15 protein-coding genes, 1 pseudogene and 1 riboswitch are annotated in these 16,979 nt (G+C 49.5%); of the genes and pseudogenes, 9 read left to right on the top strand and 7 right to left on the bottom strand.

From position 1 onward, the window contains the following. Window positions 1-5: 5 nt before the first annotated feature. From BM030_RS20115 to BM030_RS00175, 6 genes and pseudogenes are all read right to left on the bottom strand, one after another. Window positions 6-779, bottom strand: a complete 774-nt coding sequence (locus BM030_RS20115; protein ID WP_079718083.1) for a thiazole synthase — start codon at window positions 777-779, stop codon at window positions 6-8. A gap of 144 nt (window positions 780-923) precedes the next feature. Beyond that, a pseudogene (gene thiE / locus BM030_RS20110) lies at window positions 924-1,520 on the bottom strand (thiamine phosphate synthase); the annotation flags it as partial. A gap of 21 nt (window positions 1,521-1,541) precedes the next feature. Further along, on the bottom strand, window positions 1,542-2,168 hold the full coding sequence (locus tag BM030_RS00190) for a thiamine phosphate synthase (RefSeq protein WP_139215763.1): 627 nt from the start codon (window positions 2,166-2,168) through the stop codon (window positions 1,542-1,544). Beyond that, window positions 2,152-4,020: a phosphomethylpyrimidine synthase ThiC gene (thiC, locus tag BM030_RS00185; protein ID WP_090969913.1), complete on the bottom strand. Its 1,869-nt coding sequence runs from the start codon at window positions 4,018-4,020 to the stop codon at window positions 2,152-2,154. Before thiC ends, BM030_RS00190 begins: the two co-directional genes overlap by 17 nt. A 20-nt stretch (window positions 4,021-4,040) precedes the next feature. Next, complete coding sequence (gene thiS / locus BM030_RS00180; protein WP_170845577.1) at window positions 4,041-4,244, bottom strand: sulfur carrier protein ThiS; 204 nt, start codon at window positions 4,242-4,244, stop codon at window positions 4,041-4,043. 43 nt (window positions 4,245-4,287) lie between these two features. Then, window positions 4,288-4,392, bottom strand: a riboswitch (TPP riboswitch). A gap of 436 nt (window positions 4,393-4,828) precedes the next feature. Next, window positions 4,829-5,890: an Mrp/NBP35 family ATP-binding protein gene (locus BM030_RS00175; protein ID WP_090969910.1), complete on the bottom strand. Its 1,062-nt coding sequence runs from the start codon at window positions 5,888-5,890 to the stop codon at window positions 4,829-4,831. A gap of 201 nt (window positions 5,891-6,091) precedes the next feature. On the opposite strand from BM030_RS00175, the gene BM030_RS00170 reads away from it, so the two are divergent. The 3 genes from BM030_RS00170 (at window position 6,092) to BM030_RS00160 (ending at window position 9,214) form a co-directional block, all read left to right on the top strand. After that, window positions 6,092-8,167 (top strand): transglycosylase domain-containing protein, encoded by a 2,076-nt coding sequence (locus BM030_RS00170; RefSeq protein ID WP_090969908.1) that lies wholly within the window; start codon window positions 6,092-6,094, stop codon window positions 8,165-8,167. A 6-nt stretch (window positions 8,168-8,173) separates the two neighbouring features. Beyond that, a complete protein-coding gene (gene hpt, locus BM030_RS00165; protein WP_090969906.1) occupies window positions 8,174-8,713 on the top strand; it encodes a hypoxanthine phosphoribosyltransferase in 540 nt (179 codons plus the stop codon). Between the two features lie 84 nt (window positions 8,714-8,797). Next, window positions 8,798-9,214 (top strand): CBS domain-containing protein, encoded by a 417-nt coding sequence (locus BM030_RS00160; RefSeq protein ID WP_090969904.1) that lies wholly within the window; start codon window positions 8,798-8,800, stop codon window positions 9,212-9,214. Here BM030_RS00160 and BM030_RS00155 read toward each other — a convergent pair. Beyond that, window positions 9,211-9,552 (bottom strand): MGMT family protein, encoded by a 342-nt coding sequence (locus tag BM030_RS00155; RefSeq protein WP_090969902.1) that lies wholly within the window; start codon window positions 9,550-9,552, stop codon window positions 9,211-9,213. The two genes, BM030_RS00160 and BM030_RS00155, sit on opposite strands and share 4 nt — an antisense overlap. Window positions 9,553-9,702: 150 nt before the next feature. Here BM030_RS00155 and BM030_RS00150 point away from each other — a divergent pair, with 150 nt between their 5' ends. The 6 genes from BM030_RS00150 (at window position 9,703) to porM (ending at window position 16,961) form a co-directional block, all read left to right on the top strand. After that, window positions 9,703-11,082 carry a 3-keto-disaccharide hydrolase gene (locus BM030_RS00150; RefSeq protein WP_244518624.1) on the top strand — a complete coding sequence of 460 codons (1,380 nt, stop codon included), beginning with the start codon at window positions 9,703-9,705 and terminating at the stop codon, window positions 11,080-11,082. 48 nt (window positions 11,083-11,130) lie between these two features. Then, on the top strand, window positions 11,131-12,084 hold the full coding sequence (locus tag BM030_RS00145; RefSeq protein WP_090969900.1) for a DUF4271 domain-containing protein: 954 nt from the start codon (window positions 11,131-11,133) through the stop codon (window positions 12,082-12,084). A gap of 10 nt (window positions 12,085-12,094) precedes the next feature. Then, window positions 12,095-12,868: a uroporphyrinogen-III synthase gene (locus tag BM030_RS00140; RefSeq protein WP_090969898.1), complete on the top strand. Its 774-nt coding sequence runs from the start codon at window positions 12,095-12,097 to the stop codon at window positions 12,866-12,868. Between the two features lie 381 nt (window positions 12,869-13,249). Beyond that, complete coding sequence (porK, locus tag BM030_RS00135) at window positions 13,250-14,554, top strand: T9SS ring complex lipoprotein PorK/GldK (protein ID WP_090969896.1); 1,305 nt, start codon at window positions 13,250-13,252, stop codon at window positions 14,552-14,554. 40 nt (window positions 14,555-14,594) lie between these two features. Further along, on the top strand, window positions 14,595-15,392 hold the full coding sequence (gene porL, locus BM030_RS00130) for a type IX secretion system motor protein PorL/GldL (protein ID WP_090969894.1): 798 nt from the start codon (window positions 14,595-14,597) through the stop codon (window positions 15,390-15,392). Window positions 15,393-15,440: 48 nt separating this feature from the next. Continuing rightward, window positions 15,441-16,961 (top strand): type IX secretion system motor protein PorM/GldM, encoded by a 1,521-nt coding sequence (gene porM, locus BM030_RS00125; protein WP_090969892.1) that lies wholly within the window; start codon window positions 15,441-15,443, stop codon window positions 16,959-16,961. The last annotated feature ends 18 nt before the right edge of the window (window positions 16,962-16,979 follow it).

The following is a 16,979-nucleotide window of genomic DNA, read 5'->3' as shown; positions in this document are numbered from 1 at the left end:
ACTTTCTAATCCAAAAATGCCGTAAGCGGGCTTGTTGCGGAAGCGACCGATTGCTCGCCGGGCAGCCCGGCGAGAAAAGCCTGCCGCCCCGCACGGACCGCCCATTTGAACGCTTCAGCTATCTGCACCGGGTCGCCCGCCGTAGCCATTGCGGTATTGACCAGCACGGCATCCGCACCCAGTTCCATCGCCTGTGCGGCGTGGCTGGGCGCTCCAATGCCCGCATCTATCACCACCGGTACGTTGGCCTGATCAATAATGATGCGCAGCATATCCAGCATGGCCAGCCCTTTGTTGCTGCCGATGGGTGCGCCCAATGGCATGACGGCTGCCACGCCTACTTCTTCCAGCCGTTTGCACAGCACCGGATCAGCATGGCAATACGGCAGCACCACAAAACCCAGCTTAACCAATTGCTCGGCGGCGGCCAGCGTTTCAATCGGATCGGGCATGAGGTATTTCGGGTCGGGATGAATCTCCAGCTTCAACCAGTTGGTTTCCAGCGCTTCCCGCGCCAATTGCGCAACAAATACCGCCTCCGTGGCATTACGTACGCCGGAGGTGTTCGGCAGTAGTTGGATATGTGCGTGCGCTAAATGCCGCAGCAAGGTATCTTCTTCCTGCCCGGTGTGCTCCACGCGCTTCAATGCGACCGTCACAAGCTCGGTTTCCGAAGCCAGCAGGGCATTTTCCATCAGTTGATGGTCGCCGAATTTCCCTGTACCTGCAAATAAGCGGGAGGAAAATGTCTTGTCAGCTATTTTTAGTATGTCGTTCATTTTTTTGGTGATTGGTGGTCGGTGATGGGTGACCGGTGATGGGTGGTCGGTGATCGGTGATGGGTGATGGGTGGCTGGTGGTCGGTGATCGGTGGCCAGCGAAGGGTGGCCGGTGGTCAGCTGTGCGATAATGGCTTCGCAAGCGGTTACCTTGTCCATGGCGGCGTGTATCGCTCCGGAAACAGCTACACCATGTATACCCGTATTTAGCAGTCCGCCGATATTTTCGGGGGTAATGCCGCCAATAGCTATTATCGGGATGCGGACACCGTGGATCCGCGCAGCGGCTACAATCCGGTGTATACCTTCCCCTCCCAGTACGGGGCTTAGCTTCTCCTTTGTCGATGTAAAACGGAAAGGCCCTACCCCGATGTAGTCGATGTCGTATTGGCTAAGCCGGAGCACATCGTCCAAGGTATTGGCGGTGCAGCCTATTATCTTGCCGGCACCAAGCAGATGCCGTGCCTCCGACGGGTGCATATCGTCTGCACCAAGATGCACACCGTCTGCATCCGCGGCTTTTGCCGCGTAGACATCATCGTTGATGATCAACGTGGCGCCGTAGTGTCTTATTCGCGGAAGTATCCGCAGCGCCTCAGCCAACCGCTCTTCTGTACGGGCCTCTTTCATGCGCAACTGTACCCACGAGCATCCGCCCCGACAGACGTCTTCCACCTGCTGGGCAATAGGATAATCGGGTAATGGGTGCGTGATGTAATGCAATTTATCAATGGTGTTCACGTTTCTCCTCGTTAATCATGGTCAATTCATGGCCGATACCGGTCGCAGGGTCGCAGCCGCCGCTTGGTACGTCTCAAACCGTTGGAGTGGTTGCCCGCCCTTCCAGATATATCCCAGGGCGGCAGCAGCACCAAACCCATGTGACGACACGGCGGGCAGCCGCTCTGGCGTAATTCCGCCCAAAGCGACCCACAACGTATTTCCTTGAGGCCGGTGGCTAGTCAGTAACGGTGCATTGCCCAGATATCCCTTTTTGGAAATACTGTCAAACACCGGACTGATGAACGCACGGTCGGCCACCCGGGCAGCCGCCGAAACCTCGGCAGGTGTGTGCGTCGAACAAGAAACCAACCCCTCAACGGGTGGCACCCCTTTTTCAAGCAGGACACCCAACGGAAGATGCACTCCCAGCAGGCCGAATTCAGCAGACAACGCCATGTGCCCGTGGATAACGATACGTTTATGGAAATCGGCGTGGATTCTTCGCAACAGCGCCCGCATCTCGTATCGGCTCGATTGGGGCTTGCGCAGGTGAAGCCCGGATAACCCCGCTTCAAACATGCTGTTGAGCACATCGGCTTCTCCCGGAAAGAAATCTTCTTGCGTAATCACCAGCAGTTGCATACGGCCATCAAGAATAAAGTTCAAAATTATTTTCCCGAAATTCTTTCGCCTTCTCCTCCATCCCCTTTGCCCGGGCTTCCGCACTGTCTATACCATTCTCCTCGGCATATTTCCGCACATCTTGCGTGATTTTCATGCTACAGAAATGCGGCCCGCACATGCTGCAAAAGTGGGCCGTTTTGGCCCCTTCGGCCGGCAGCGTTTCGTCGTGATATTCGCGGGCCGTATCGGGGTCCAGCGCTAAGTTGAACTGATCCTCCCAGCGGAACTCAAACCGGGCCTTGCTCATGGCATTGTCCCGATGCTGCGCACCCGGGTGCCCCTTGGCCAAGTCTGCGGCATGTGCTGCTATTTTGTAAGTAATAACCCCGTCTTTGACATCCTTCTTATTAGGCAGGCCAAGGTGTTCCTTGGGCGTTACATAGCAAAGCATGGCGGTGCCAAACCAGCCGATCATCGCGGCCCCGATGGCCGAAGTGATATGATCGTAGCCCGGCGCAATATCCGTGGTAAGCGGCCCCAACGTATAGAATGGGGCTTCTTTACATGCGGCCAGCTGCTTATCCATGTTGGCCTTTATCATGTGCATCGGCACATGCCCCGGTCCTTCTATCATCACCTGCACATCGTGCCGCCGGGCGATTTCCGTCAGCTCACCCAAGGTATCCAGTTCGGCAAACTGCGCCTCGTCGTTGGCGTCGGCGATGGAGCCGGGGCGCAGGCCATCACCCAGGGAAAACGCCACATCATACCGCTTCATAATTTCGCAGATATCCTCGAAATGCGTATACAGGAAACTCTCCTGGTGATGGGCCAGGCACCATTTAGCCATAATAGACCCACCACGCGACACGATACCGGTTGTCCGTTTCGCCGTCAACGGCACATAAGGCAACCGCACCCCCGCGTGGATGGTGAAGTAATCCACCCCTTGCTCGGCCTGTTCGATAAGGGTGTCCCTGAATATTTCCCATGTCAATTCCTCCGCTTTACCTCCCACTTTTTCCAACGCCTGGTAGATAGGTACCGTGCCGATGGGCACGGGCGAGTTGCGGATGATCCACTCGCGGGTTTCATGGATGTTTTTACCCGTGGAGAGATCCATCACCGTGTCGGCGCCCCAGCGGATTGCCCACACGAGTTTTTCGACCTCTTCCTCGATGCTGGAGGTCACCGCCGAATTGCCGATGTTGGCATTGATTTTCACGAGAAAATTACGCCCGATAATCATGGGCTCCGTCTCGGGATGGTTGATGTTGGCGGGAAGTATTGCCCTGCCCAGGGCTATTTCCTGCCGGACAAACTCCGGCGTGATGAAGCCATCATGCACATGTGCGCCAAAATTCTGGCCTTTGTGCCGCTGCCACATCGCGTCGTCCTTGCGGTAACATTGCTCCAGCCGCTGGTTTTCGCGGATGGCGACAAACTCCATTTCCGGCGTAATGATACCTTGCCGGGCATAATGCATCTGCGACACGTTTTTTCCCGCTTTGGCCGCACGGGGTGTCGCACTATGCTCGAACCGCAAGTAGTCCAGTGCAGGGTCGGAAAGGCGCGATTGGCCATACGCGGAAGATACCCCCGGCAGCATGTCGGTATCGCCACGTCCGGCAATCCAGCGTTCGCGGATGCGGGGCAACCCGCGCCGCACATCGATATCGACATTAGGGTCGGTATACGGTCCGCTCGTATCATACACGGTTACGGGCGGGTTATCCTCCACCTCATTGCGGAAGCGGTCTGTGGTTTTGGAAAGCGAAATTTCACGCATTGGCACACGGACATCATGGAGCGTTCCTGACACATAGATTTTCTTTGATTGCGGAAATGGTGTCCGTGTGATGGTGGTTTCGTTAGGGAGCTTTTCGGTTTTCATATCGTTCTATTTTGGATGGGTTATCCCCCTTGGGCCGCTTTGATTACCATGATGCGATCCCGGGGTTCAAGGAGTTTGGTATTCCAATGGCTTTGTGGGATAATGGTTTCGTTGACCGCTACAGCCACGCCTTTGGCGTGTACAACGCCATAGGTGCGCAACACTTCCGAAAGTGGCGCCTCCGGTTTTGTAACAACTGTTTGGTGGTTAATAATGACTTCCATAGTGAGCATGTGTTAACATGCTTTAGGAAGCCACCAAAGGTGTGAGGAATCCGTTACTTTTCCCTTCGCAGGCATTATCCTGAGCAGGTTATGAGGGTTATTCTCAGCCTCCCACGTATTACCGCGGGAAACACCCCTAAAGCATTGGTGCCAAAGATAAGGTTTTTTTGGATAATGGCAACTGTTTTTCGGTCCAGGTATATCGTCCCTCATGGTCAGCGCGACAGCATGCTGGGCACTGCTTGGGTTCGGTAGCCGCGCCTGCATAGGTTACCCCTGCTGTACTTCTTCGCTACTTCTTATTTACACATACCTTACCTTTTATTCGATATTTATTCGGTGTTTATTCGGATCATGTTCGGAGCTTGCTCGGTTGTTAACCGAATAAACTAAAAAGAAAATGCAACTGATGTTCATACCATTATCCTGTTTCATGTAAATTTGGGGTAAGGTTGGTTTAAGTCATTAGTATGGAGACCTGCCTGAAGTCAGGCCGCAAACGGGACATCGCATCGGGGCCTTAGGATGGCGAAAAGCGGACAAAACTACACCATTTACACTATTAAGCGTACCGAAGGAGAGTGTTACGGGACAGCTTGTACAATCGCCAGCCGCTGCGCTACCTTACCGGCAATTTCAAGAAAAGCGGCACGTGCTGAACTGTTTTCGTCCAACATTACTGGCAAGCCATTGTCTCCGGAGTCACTGATGCTCTTCACCAACGGGATTTCGCCAAGGAATGGTGCTTCAAATCGTTCAGCCAAGCGTTTACCGCCGTCTTTGCCAAAGATGTAATATTTATTATCAGGCAATTCTGCCGGCGTGAAGTAAGCCATGTTTTCGACAACGCCCAGCAGCGGAATATTGATGGCATCCATCAAGAACATGCCGATGCCACGAACGGCGTCTGCCAAAGCAACATGCTGCGGCGTAGTGACTATCACCGCTCCGGCGATGGGGAAACCCTGGGCTACGGTAATGTGTACGTCGCCCGTGCCCGGAGGAAGATCGACTATCAGATAATCCAACTCGCCCCAGTCTGCATCATTAAACAACTGCTTGACGGCCGTACTGACCATCGGGCCGCGCCACGGAACGGGCTGGTTTGGATCCGTAAAGAATCCGATAGACAGTAATTTCAAGCCGTATTTTTCAATGGGCTCAATCTTCGTCTTGCCATCGGCTGTTTTGGAAGCCTTGGGATGCGCACCCTCCAGCCCGAACATGATGGGCAGCGATGGCCCATATATATCTGCATCCAGGAGTCCCGTGCTGGCGCCGGTAGCTTGCAGGGCCAGCGCCAGATTAGCAGCAACGGTAGATTTACCTACCCCCCCCTTGCCAGATGCGACCAAAATAATATTTTTGATGTTGCCCAACTGGCTGTGCCTGGAGCCAACCACATTGGACGTCATATTGATGTCTACGGCAATATCTTTATCCACGAAGAGCGCGATGGCGTTGCGGCAAGCATGTTCAATATGCCCTTTCATTGGGCATGCCGGGGTGGTAAGCACCACATCGAACCGGATCTTGGACGGCGTGATTTCAATATTTTGAATCATGTTCAGGGTTACCAAGTCCTTCTTGAGATCGGGATCATCCACGTGGCTTAAGGCATGCAATACTTGTTCTTTCGTAATCATCTCGTTCTATCGCTGTTTGCTACCCACAAATTTCGCAAAAAATAACGACTTAACGTGGATTTTTACCATACTGGCGTTGCCATCAGATGAAAAGACATCGGCAAAAAACCGGAAAACCAAGCACACAAACTTGTCGTCTCTTTGTTTTTAAGGATAATTATCCCGTATTTAGTCACGGAATAAGCGACTTTTGCGAATTATATGATTAAAGCGTTATTAAGCAAAATCACCAGAAAACAGCTGATCATCGGTGGTATTGTATTAGGTGTTTTGTTTGTGGGGTTTATCATCGCGTTTGCAATAGTCTATCACAAACGGGAAGCGTTACTGGCGTCTACCATTACCCGCGTGCAAACCAAGCTCGCCAATGACTACCAGATTGACCTCAACATCGGTCGCGCTTACTTTTCCGGATTGGCTACCGTAAGTCTTGAAAACGTGAATGTAACTCCCCGGGGCCGGGAGCAGTTGGCAGGCGTAAAACACGCTTCGGTAAGCGTGAAACTTTTCCCGTTGATTACGGGGGACGTCAGGCTTGGGCAGTTGCGGGCATATGATGCCCATATCCGGCTCATGAAAAAAGACAGCTTAAGCAATTATGATTTTATCTTCCAGGAACCTGATTCAGCAGCCCTGGCAACCGATGACGAGCGCCTGACAGAAGGCGATGATTCGGCCATCAATATGGCCCGGACGATAAACCGTATGCTCAACAATGTGTTGTATAAAATCCCGGAGGATATGGAGTTGCGAAATTTTACAATAACATACCACGATGACAGCACACATCAACGCATTAGCGTGCCGAAAGCCGACATTACCAATGGTAATTTAACGTCTGCGGTTTTCCTCAATGATAACAAAGCGGCCTGGCAGGTTTCGGGGAAGCTACGCCCCGGCAAACGCCAGCTCTATGTAAAAGTACATGCAAACGGGCAACGGATAGCGTTGCCGTTGCTTGAACGGAAATTCGGACTGAAACTGAGTTTCGACACCATAGAAACCCGCCTCAGTGAAGTCTATTGGACCAACAATGAACGGCTCCATATCAAAGGGGAATGGGCTGTCAAAAACCTGCTGATCGATCACTGGCGCATTGCCCAAGAACACGTCGTGGTACCTGATGCCCATATCGATGCGGAGGTCGTTGTTGGCGAAAAGCACATCGAACTGTCCAATTCGTCAACGGTAACTGTGAAAAAGTTAAAAATACATCCCTATTTCCGGTATACCACCTTTCCCACAAAGACTTATGCAGTGGGTGTGGAAACCCCCGAGATGGATGCCCAGGATTTATTTGACGCTTTCCCTAAAGGGCTTTTTGAATCATTAGAAGGGATACGCGTTGCCGGACGCATACGCTATAAAATGGATGCATTCCTGGATACCAGCAATCCGGACAGTGTACGGTTCAATTCGGATATGGAGCAGAAAGGATTCAAGGTGAACGCTTGGGGCAAGGCCAACATCCCGAAAATCAATGGTACTTTCGTGTATACGCCATACGAAGAGGAGCAACCGGTGCGCGATATTATCGTAGGCCCGGAGAATCCGGACTTCATACCGCTGAACGAGATATCATCTAACCTCAAAAATGCCATCCTTACTACCGAAGATCCGTCGTTTTTTACCCATAATGGATTTGTGGAAGAGGCCATCCGATCATCAATCGCCACTAACTATAAAGAAAAGGCATTCAAGCGGGGCGGCAGCACCATCTCCATGCAATTGGTCAAAAACGTTTACCTTAACCGTAACAAGACCATCGTACGAAAACTCGAAGAAATCCTTATCGTATGGTTAATGGAAAGCACGCGGGCAGTAAGCAAAGAGCGGATGTTTGAGGTGTATCTTAACATCATTGAATGGGGCAGGAATGTGTATGGTATCACAGAGGCAGCCCGTTATTACTTCGGGAAGCATCCCTCCGATCTTTCCATCGGAGAGAGTATTTACCTGGCCAGTATTGTGCCACGCCCTAAATCCGGATTGTATTCATTTACCTGGAGCGGCGGCCTTAAACCGTACATCCTGCCTTATTTCCGTTACATCGGAAATATCATGGCGCGGCGGGGCTTAACCCCGTCTGATTCTTCGGGCGATTACGGTTTTTATTCGGTAAGCCTCCGCGAATCGCTCCGTCCGGAAAGGCCTGTTACGATAGATACGCTGCAACTGGACATGCCTCCGACGGATTTCGATGCAGATTTGGAACAAATGCGCGGACTACTGGACCGAATATTCGGAAAAGATAGCAACCAAACGGAAAACCCTTAAAGAGCTATGAACATTACCATTAACCAGAAGACGTTTGAGCGCATCATAGACTATAATCAAATCAAGAAACGAGCCCGCCTTATCGGCATCCAGCTCAATGTAACCTATGAAAACCAACACCCCGTATTTCTTGGCGTGCTCAATGGATGCTTCATGTTCATGGCCGACCTTATGAAGCAGATTCACATTGCCTCGGAGGTTTCATTTGTGAAACTGGCTTCATATAATGGTACCGAACGGCAGAATCAGCCTGATGAGCTCATTGGGTTGGATATTAACCTTGAAGGCCGGGACGTTGTCATCGTGGAAGATATTGTGGATACAGGAAACACACTGAAGCACACACTGGACCTCGTTAATGCCCAACGCCCGGCGTCTGTCGCCGTATGTACGCTACTGCTCAAACCAGAGGCGATGCAATACCAGTTTGACAACATTGCTTACGTGGGATTTGAGATCAGCAACGACTTTGTCGTGGGGTACGGACTGGATTACAAAGGCCTGGGCCGCACCCTGCCTGATATTTATCGGGAAATCACCACTTAATACGTTGAACAGTTCGCCTGTTTTAAAACTTGGAACAGATATTGTAACCGGTTCCCGGTATTCCAAAAAGGAATGTGCTGTTGAATGAGAAAACGTGCGCTAATTGCCGAAATCATTTCCCTAAGCCAGGCTACTGTCCATACATGGGATCCGCTGAGCGGCGTGTATCGGCTGATGAAGGCCAATGAATTAAAACATATGCCAGTATTAGGTACCGATGAGCAGGTCTGTGGAGTTATCAGCCGCAGCGATATCAAGCGGCTGGGATTTGGATACAAATATGAACAGATTGAAGATATTGAGCTTGGCATGTTCGACATGCTGCAAGCCGGGCAGGTGATGGCCACCAATCCGCCAATCGTAAGCAGCCGTACAACCGTTATGGAAGCATCGCAACTGCTGAACGACACGGATTTAGTTGCCCTTCCGGTGGTGGATAACGGCAAGGCCATCGGCGTTATTGACATCCATGAGATCATACGTTTCTTACTGGCAGGCTAATCCCGCTTCCCCCCGGGCTCCCAAAAAAGTTTGTCGAAATCGACTACTTTGTCGTCCATTATCTTAACCCCTTCATTTTCCAGCAATTGCTGCATTAACATAGGGTTGCCAAACGCATGCTTGCCACTCAGCACGCCTGCACGATTAACCACCCGGTGTGCCGGTACGGGCGGATAAGAGGTGTGAGCGGCACGCATAGCCCAACCCACCATACGTGAGGAACCTGCCGTCCCCAAGGCGCGGGCGATAGCGCCGTACGTGGTTACCCTCCCCTCGGGGATTAGTCGCACTAAGTGGTATACCCGTTCAAAAAAACCTGAAACTAACTTGTGCTCCATAGCATTACTACGATATCGTTTTCGTAAAAAAACCTGTTCCAAAAGACCGTCTTCAATTGAAAATCACTATAATTGAATTGAAGAATCAATTATAGGTCAATAACCACAAAACTAACTGTTTTTGGAAAAAAAGCAGCACCTGTGAGTAATATGAACACATTATCTTTCGGTGGGAAACTTAAAATCCTGCTCTTTATCGGGTACACATGCGGCTATATGGGCCTTGCATGGGGCGTTACACAACAAAGCTGGCGCCCGTTATTTGACGGTAAAACCCTGAATGGGTGGAAGCGCGTGGGCGGTGAAGCACCTTTTACGGTTGAGGGTGGTGTTATCGTTGGCACCATGACGGCCGGAACCCCGAATTCTTTTCTCATCACGGAGCAGGAATATGGCGATTTTATTCTGGAACTGGACATAAAACTGGAAGGCGAAACAACCAATTCTGGCATTCAGATCCGCAGCCACTTGGACGAAAACCGGGGCCGGGTTTACGGCCGGCAAGTCGAAATAGATCCCAGTATACGGGCTTGGACCGGCGGCATATATGACGAAGCCCGCCGGGGCTGGCTTTACCCGCTGGATTTAAATGAACAGGCGAAAAACGCCTATAAAAAAGGCGCTTTCAACCGTATCCGTATTGAAGCAATCGGCAACGAAACGACAACCTGGGTAAACGGTATCCCCGCAGCACACGTTGTGGATACACTGGATGCCTCGGGTTTCATCGGACTGCAAGTGCATAGTATTTCCGACCAAGCGTTGGCGGGCAAAAAAGTATACTTCAAAAACATCCGGATACGGACCAAAAATTTACGCCCGCGGAAAATCCCCAAAGGCATCTATACGGTTAACCTAACACCAAACACGCTATCCGCATATGAAAAACGTAATGGTGTTAAACTGCTGTTTGACGGGCACAGCCATAACGGTTGGGTCGGTGCTTATAAAAAGACATTTCCCGAAAAAGGATGGGAAATCAACAATGGAACCATTACCGTGCTGTCTTCCAAAGGCAATAAATCAGCACGTGGCGGTGATATTGTAACAACCAGCAAATACGGTGCATTTGACCTTTCTTTTGAGTTCAGACTAACCAAGGGGGCAAACAGCGGTGTAAAATATTTTGTTACGCTGGCTGAAGAACACAAGGGCGCCTCCATTGGGCTGGAGTATCAGATACTTGATGATGCCGAACATCCGGATGCAAAAATGGGTAAAGGAGGCAACCGTACATTAGCCTCCCTCTATGATCTCATTGCTGCCCAACGACCTAAACGCACATTGCGCAAAATCGGCGAATGGAACAGCGGCCGAATAGTGGTGCAGCCCAATGGCCGGGTGACTCATTACCTCAACGGAGAAAAGGTCTTAGAATACGTGCGCGGTTCCGACGCCTACCGAAATCTGGTCAGCCAAAGTAAATATAACGTGTGGAAGCATTTCGGCGAAGCTGAAACTGGGCATATCCTGCTTCAGGATCATAACGACGAAGTAAGCTTTAGAAACATAAAAATCAAACAGCTTTGACCGTTAAATATTGATAACTTTGTTGCCTGACGAATTTAGTATAGGCGAATGAAGCACGGTCTGCTCCAACTCTTCTTTTTTGCAATAAGCATTGCCATCGCTCCCTGCAAGGGCAGTATCCAGCAGCCGGTTGATTCGCTCAGGCAAGCCCAATTGGCGGAAAAAAAACGCGTTGCCGATTCCATCAAGCGCGTCCAGGATTCGCTGATGTGGCAATACATTGGCCTCCCCGACCCTGACCGACCAAACCGGTTTGCGGACAGTATACGCAAACTTGTGGTGGTAGAAGGGAGCGATTTCATAGGCTGGATAGCGTTTGCACGTTCCTTGGAAGCCCAACTCGAACCAGATAACCTGAAAGCGGTCCGCGAGCGGTGGGTGATGGCCATCATCGGCTTACTCCTGCTGCTGCTTGGCATTGTCAGAGCGGCCTTTCCCAACGAGGTGATTTCCATCTTCCAGGCTTTTTTTAACGACCGCGTATTACTACAGATCAATAAGGAAGCCACCCTTTATAGCTCATGGCCTTTTGTTTTCCTGTATATTCTGTTCGGCTTTGGTGTTGGGTTGTTTATTTACTTGTGCAATTTATATTACCTTCCGGCGGAGAAAAGTGCGGGGTTCGAGGCATTCCTAAGCATGTCGGTCTTTGTGATGGTGCTGTTTATTCTGAAAATTATCATCACCCGCTTCTTGGGGTTTGTATTTGACATACAACGTATCGTCCGGGAATACGTTTCTGTGTTATATTTAAGTTATTTTAATGCGGCTTTGGTGTTTCTTCCAATCGTATTCATATTGAGTTTAGTTCCGCAAGACCAAATGTTATGGGTAATTCCGATGGCATTGTTAACTGTACTTGCGTTGTTTACCTTCCGCTTCATAAAGACAGCCAACAGCCTATTGACCAGCCACCGATTTTCAAAGTTTTATTTATTTATGTATCTTTGCTGCCTCGAAATCGCTCCAGTACTGATTTTAATAAAGGTACTTGATAATTAACGTAAAAAACATGCAAGTGTCAGAAGCAGATAGAGCAAAGAAAGTAAAAAGCATTTTAGTAACGTTGCCTAAGCCTGAGAACGAGAAATCCCCTTACTTCGCTTTGGCACAAAAGTACAACCTAAAACTCGATTTCAGAGCATTTATACATGTGGAAGGGGTGCCCGCGCGCGACGTGCGCAAGGAGCAGCGGGTCAATCTTGCGGATTTCACAGCGGTGATTTTCACCAGTCGAAACGCAGCCGATCATTTTTTTCGTGTATGCGAGGAGATGCGTTACGAAGTGCCGGCAGACATGAAGTATTTCTGCCTTTCCGAAACTATTGCGCTATACTTGCAAAAGTATATACAATACCGTAAGCGCAAAATCTTCTTCGGTAAACAAACCGCCAAAGATCTTGCGGACGTACTGAAAAAACACGCGAAGGAAAAATTCTTATACCCATGTTCTGACGTAGCCAACGAAGAAACGTTTAATTGGCTGAAAGACAACGGATATAATGTGACACCTGCGGTACTTTTCCGTACCGTGGTTAGCGATCTATCTGACCTAAAAGACGTATTTTATGACATTATCGTCTTTTTCAGCCCATCGAGCGTACAATCATTATTTGAAAATTTCCCGGATTTCAAACAGAACAATACCCGGCTGGCTGCTTTTGGTTCAACCACCCACCAGGCCATTTTGGACAGAGGACTGATTTTAGATATTGCTGCCCCCACACCGGAAGCGCCCAGTATGACCATGGCCGTTGAGCAATACATAAAAATGGTCAATAAATGATCCGTTAACCGGCACCTGAAAGACCACATTTTTTAAAATATAGTCTTCTGCTATAAGAAATTGTCATTTCTTTTGATAATTTTATGCCCGTTATCCGGCTAGGATAGTTAGGTACATCTACATATGATTTCATCTGCTGCGAGAAAACACTATTTTGAACATGTTGGAAAGATAACTACATTTGCGAAGCTGAATTAATTGGGCCATAAAGACTTTGGTCTGAAAGTTGTTGTCATAACACGTTATTATCAGCACGCTCATTACAGGAGAGTGAAAAAAAAACGACGGGTATAGTTATTGACCATACGGCATGATCAGAGTATGCTATGCATTTGAGCCTAGAAAGCAACGAACGGACACGGTCGCTATAATGATATCTAAATGAAAAGAACGTTTCTACCCATACTATCAGTCGTCATATTAGCTACCTTAGCTACCGCGTGCAGCCGATCTGGAGGCGGGGAGCTGGTGGGCGTTAAGCGTGATCGGCTGAAGACCAACAAAGTACCACACGGCATGGTCCTGGTGCCAGGCGGCACATTTATTATGGGGCAATCCGATCAGGACATCACGTTTGCACAAATTGCCCAAAACAGGCAGGTAACCATCTCATCTTTTTATATGGATGAAACGGAGATTTCCAATAGCGAATACCGTCAGTTCGTCAATTGGGTACGTGATTCCATACTGATATATAATTACCTGCAGGACGATAGTTATTTCATACAGGCGGACGGTACAGACGAGCGCTATATCGATTGGTCCAAATTGGATGGCAAACGCTCGCCGTGGCGGTCCAAAGATCAGGCCACACGCGAACGGATCCACCAAATGTTTTACCAAGGGGAAGATCGTATCTTTGGCAAAGACGAGCTGGATGTACGCCTTCTTCGGTACCACTATGAATGGTACGACCTCCGTGCGGCTGCTTCGGCTAAAAACGACCCTACGAAAACGCGATCTGACTTTATCCGCAGGGATACTATTCTGGTATACCCGGATACAACGGTGTGGCTGGCTGACTTCAGCTTTGCACAGAATGAACCCATGGTTGAAGGGTACTTTTCACACCCATCGTTTGATGAATATCCCGTGGTAGGGGTTACATGGCGGCAGGCCCACGCATTCAATACCTGGCGCTCTCGCCTCTTTGAAAATTATCAGCGGGCGCGGAAATCGGGCCACCGTGAAATCAGGCAACCCTATATGCTACCCTCTGAGGCGGAATGGGAATATGCCGCCCGAGGAGGCAAAATCGGAGCACCGTATCCTTGGGGCGGTCCTTCGGCCCGCAATGCAAAGGGTTGTTTAATGGCTAATTTTAAACCAGGCCGAGGGAATTATATCGACGATGGTGCCGCTTATACCGCACCTGTGTATTCCTATTTCCCCAATGATTTCGGTCTTTATAATATGGCAGGTAACGTAGCGGAATGGACCTCTTCCACATTTAATGAATCCGCCTCGTCATTTGTCCATGACATGAACCCAACCTATCGGTACGATGCGAAGCCGGATGATCCGGAATCGCTGAAACGAAAAGTTGTGAGGGGCGGATCGTGGAAAGATATCGGGTATTTCCTTCAGAATTCTGTGCGGGCTTATGAATATCAAGATACCGCCAAGTCCTATATTGGCTTTAGAAGCGTATCTGCCTTTCCCGGCGTCGATCCGATGAACAATTAACGGCAAAAAAATATAATCAACACATAAACAGTTACTTAAAATGGCAGAAAAACGCAAATTCAAATTCGGTATTAACACCCTGATCTCCTGGGGGGCTTCTGTGGTTATTGTTGGCTTGATGTTCAAGATATTGCATTTCCAAGGAGGAGAATGGATGATTGCAGTAGGATTAACGGTGGAGGCCATCCTTTTTTTCATTTTAGGATTCCAGGCCGAGACAAAAGAACCCGATTGGACGCGTGTATACCCCGAGTTAGCGGAAGATTACAACGGGGAATTACCCAAAGCCTCTGCCAGGCCGGGAGCGGCTGTAGGTACGACTGCAGCGCTCGACAAAATGTTGCAGGATGCCCAAATCACACCAGATTTGATTGGAACACTCGGTTCAGGCTTGCGCACCTTCGGTGATAAGGTAGCTGCTATAACTCAAGTATCTGATGCATCATTGGCCACCAATCAATTTACCGAAAAGGTAAAGAGCGCCACCAACAACTTTGACAAGCTCAACAGTGCGTTTGAAAGCGCGACACATGATTTGGCTAATATCGGCGCGGCAAGTACAGATGCCCGTACTTATCAGGAACAAGTTGGCAAGTTGGCCGGCAATCTTCAGCAGTTAAACGCCGTTTACGAGCTTGAACTGAAGGAATCAGGCGAAAAGTTGAAGGCCATCACCCAGCATTATGATCATATCGCCGAGACGTTGAAGAACTTCAACGAGTCGGCTTCAAATACCCAGCAACTCAAAGAACATGTTAGCAATTTAAATAAAAACCTGTCATCGTTAAATGCCATATACGGCAATATGTTGGCTGCGATGAACCAGCCCAGGGTGTAATGAATTAAGTGGTAGAACCATAGACCTTATTGTTAGTAAAATTACATCATGGCAGGCGGAAAAGAGACCCCCAGGCAGAAAATGATTGGAATACTGTATTTGGTGCTACTAGGTTTAGTAGCATTAAATGTGAGCGATTCCGTACTTGATGCTTTCAAGAATTTAGCGACAAGTTTGGGTACCTCAACACAGAATACCCAAGCAAGTATAGATAACATGTTCAGTGCGTTCCGGGAAACCAAACTAAAGGACGAGCCTGAACGAGCGAAACCCATTTTGGCCAAGGCGGAACAGGCCAGCCTACTGGCCAATAATCTTGCAGCACATGTGGATTCGCTGCAAGCGTTACTGACAGATGCTGGAGGAGGTGAAAGTACCTCTACGGGCGACTTGAAGAACCGGGGCAGTACTGATATCAGCTTTAGGCTGATGGTTCGTGAAAAACGGGCTGAAAGGCTACGCGAACTAATTAATGAAACCCGGGAAAAGCTACTGGAAATATCGAACAATGAGGTTGGGTTTTCGCTCGACGCTCAGGATCCGCCACCCCGGGCAGGCATACGGAAAAGTTGGGAACAAGCCAATTTCGGTGATGGTATACCGCTGACGGCAGCGATAACCTCACTGGAAAAAATAAAAGCTGATGTGAAAAACGCCGAGGCAGCAGTGGTAAAGCACATTTTTGGCGAGATGGATATGGCTGTGGTGAATCTTGACCGGTTTGCTGCTGTGGCCGTAGCGCCTTCTTCTTATATCATACAAGGACAGCCTTATACGGCAAAAGTATTTTTAACGGCATACGACTCCAAATCCAACCCGGAGATTACGGTAGGCGGCAATGCCTTGCCGGTTGCCGATGGGCAAGGTACCTACTCCGTGAATACATCAAGCGAGGGGGTTTATAATTGGACCGGGGTTATCCGCGTAAAACAGACAGATGGCACCATCAAAGAATATCAGACCGAACCACAAACCTATCAGGTAGCGCGGCCTTCGGCCGTCGTATCGCCAGACGCGATGAATGTATTGTATATTGGCTTGGATAATCCCATTTCGGTTTCTGCGCCGGGCATCCCTAAAGAAAGTCTGGCGGTAAGTGGGCAAGGAGTAAGTGTGTCTGGCTCGGGCGGAAAATATGTGGCACGGGTTACACAGCCCGGCACAGCCCGTATTAACGTTTCGGCCCGGATAGGCGAACAGACACAATCCCTGGGATCCACGGAGTTCCGGGTAAAACGGATCCCTAAACCGCAGGCTAAAGTGGCGGGCCGATCAGGTGGCGCAGTGGCTGCGGCACAGATCAGAGGACAAAACCGGATTTTTGCTGGTTTGGACGACTTTGAGTTTGACGCGAAATTCAACATTTCCCGTTTCTCAATGTTGATACAGAAGCCGCGCGTAGATCCGATGGGTCCCTACCAAGGCACCAACGGCACATTTTCGGAACCCATGCAAAACGCATTAAGTTCCGTTACACCGGGTTCATTTGTGTTTTTTTACAATATCATCGCCGTGGGACCCGATGGCCTACAGCAGGAGTTGGATCCGATTTCGTTTAGGGTCAATTAATGAATAGAAGGAGGTTAC

Source organism: Parapedobacter composti, assembly GCF_900112315.1.
GTDB lineage: Bacteria > Bacteroidota > Bacteroidia > Sphingobacteriales > Sphingobacteriaceae > Parapedobacter > Parapedobacter composti.
The sequence above is the reverse complement of the archived record's forward strand: the minus strand, read 5'-3'. Positions and strand labels throughout refer to the sequence as shown.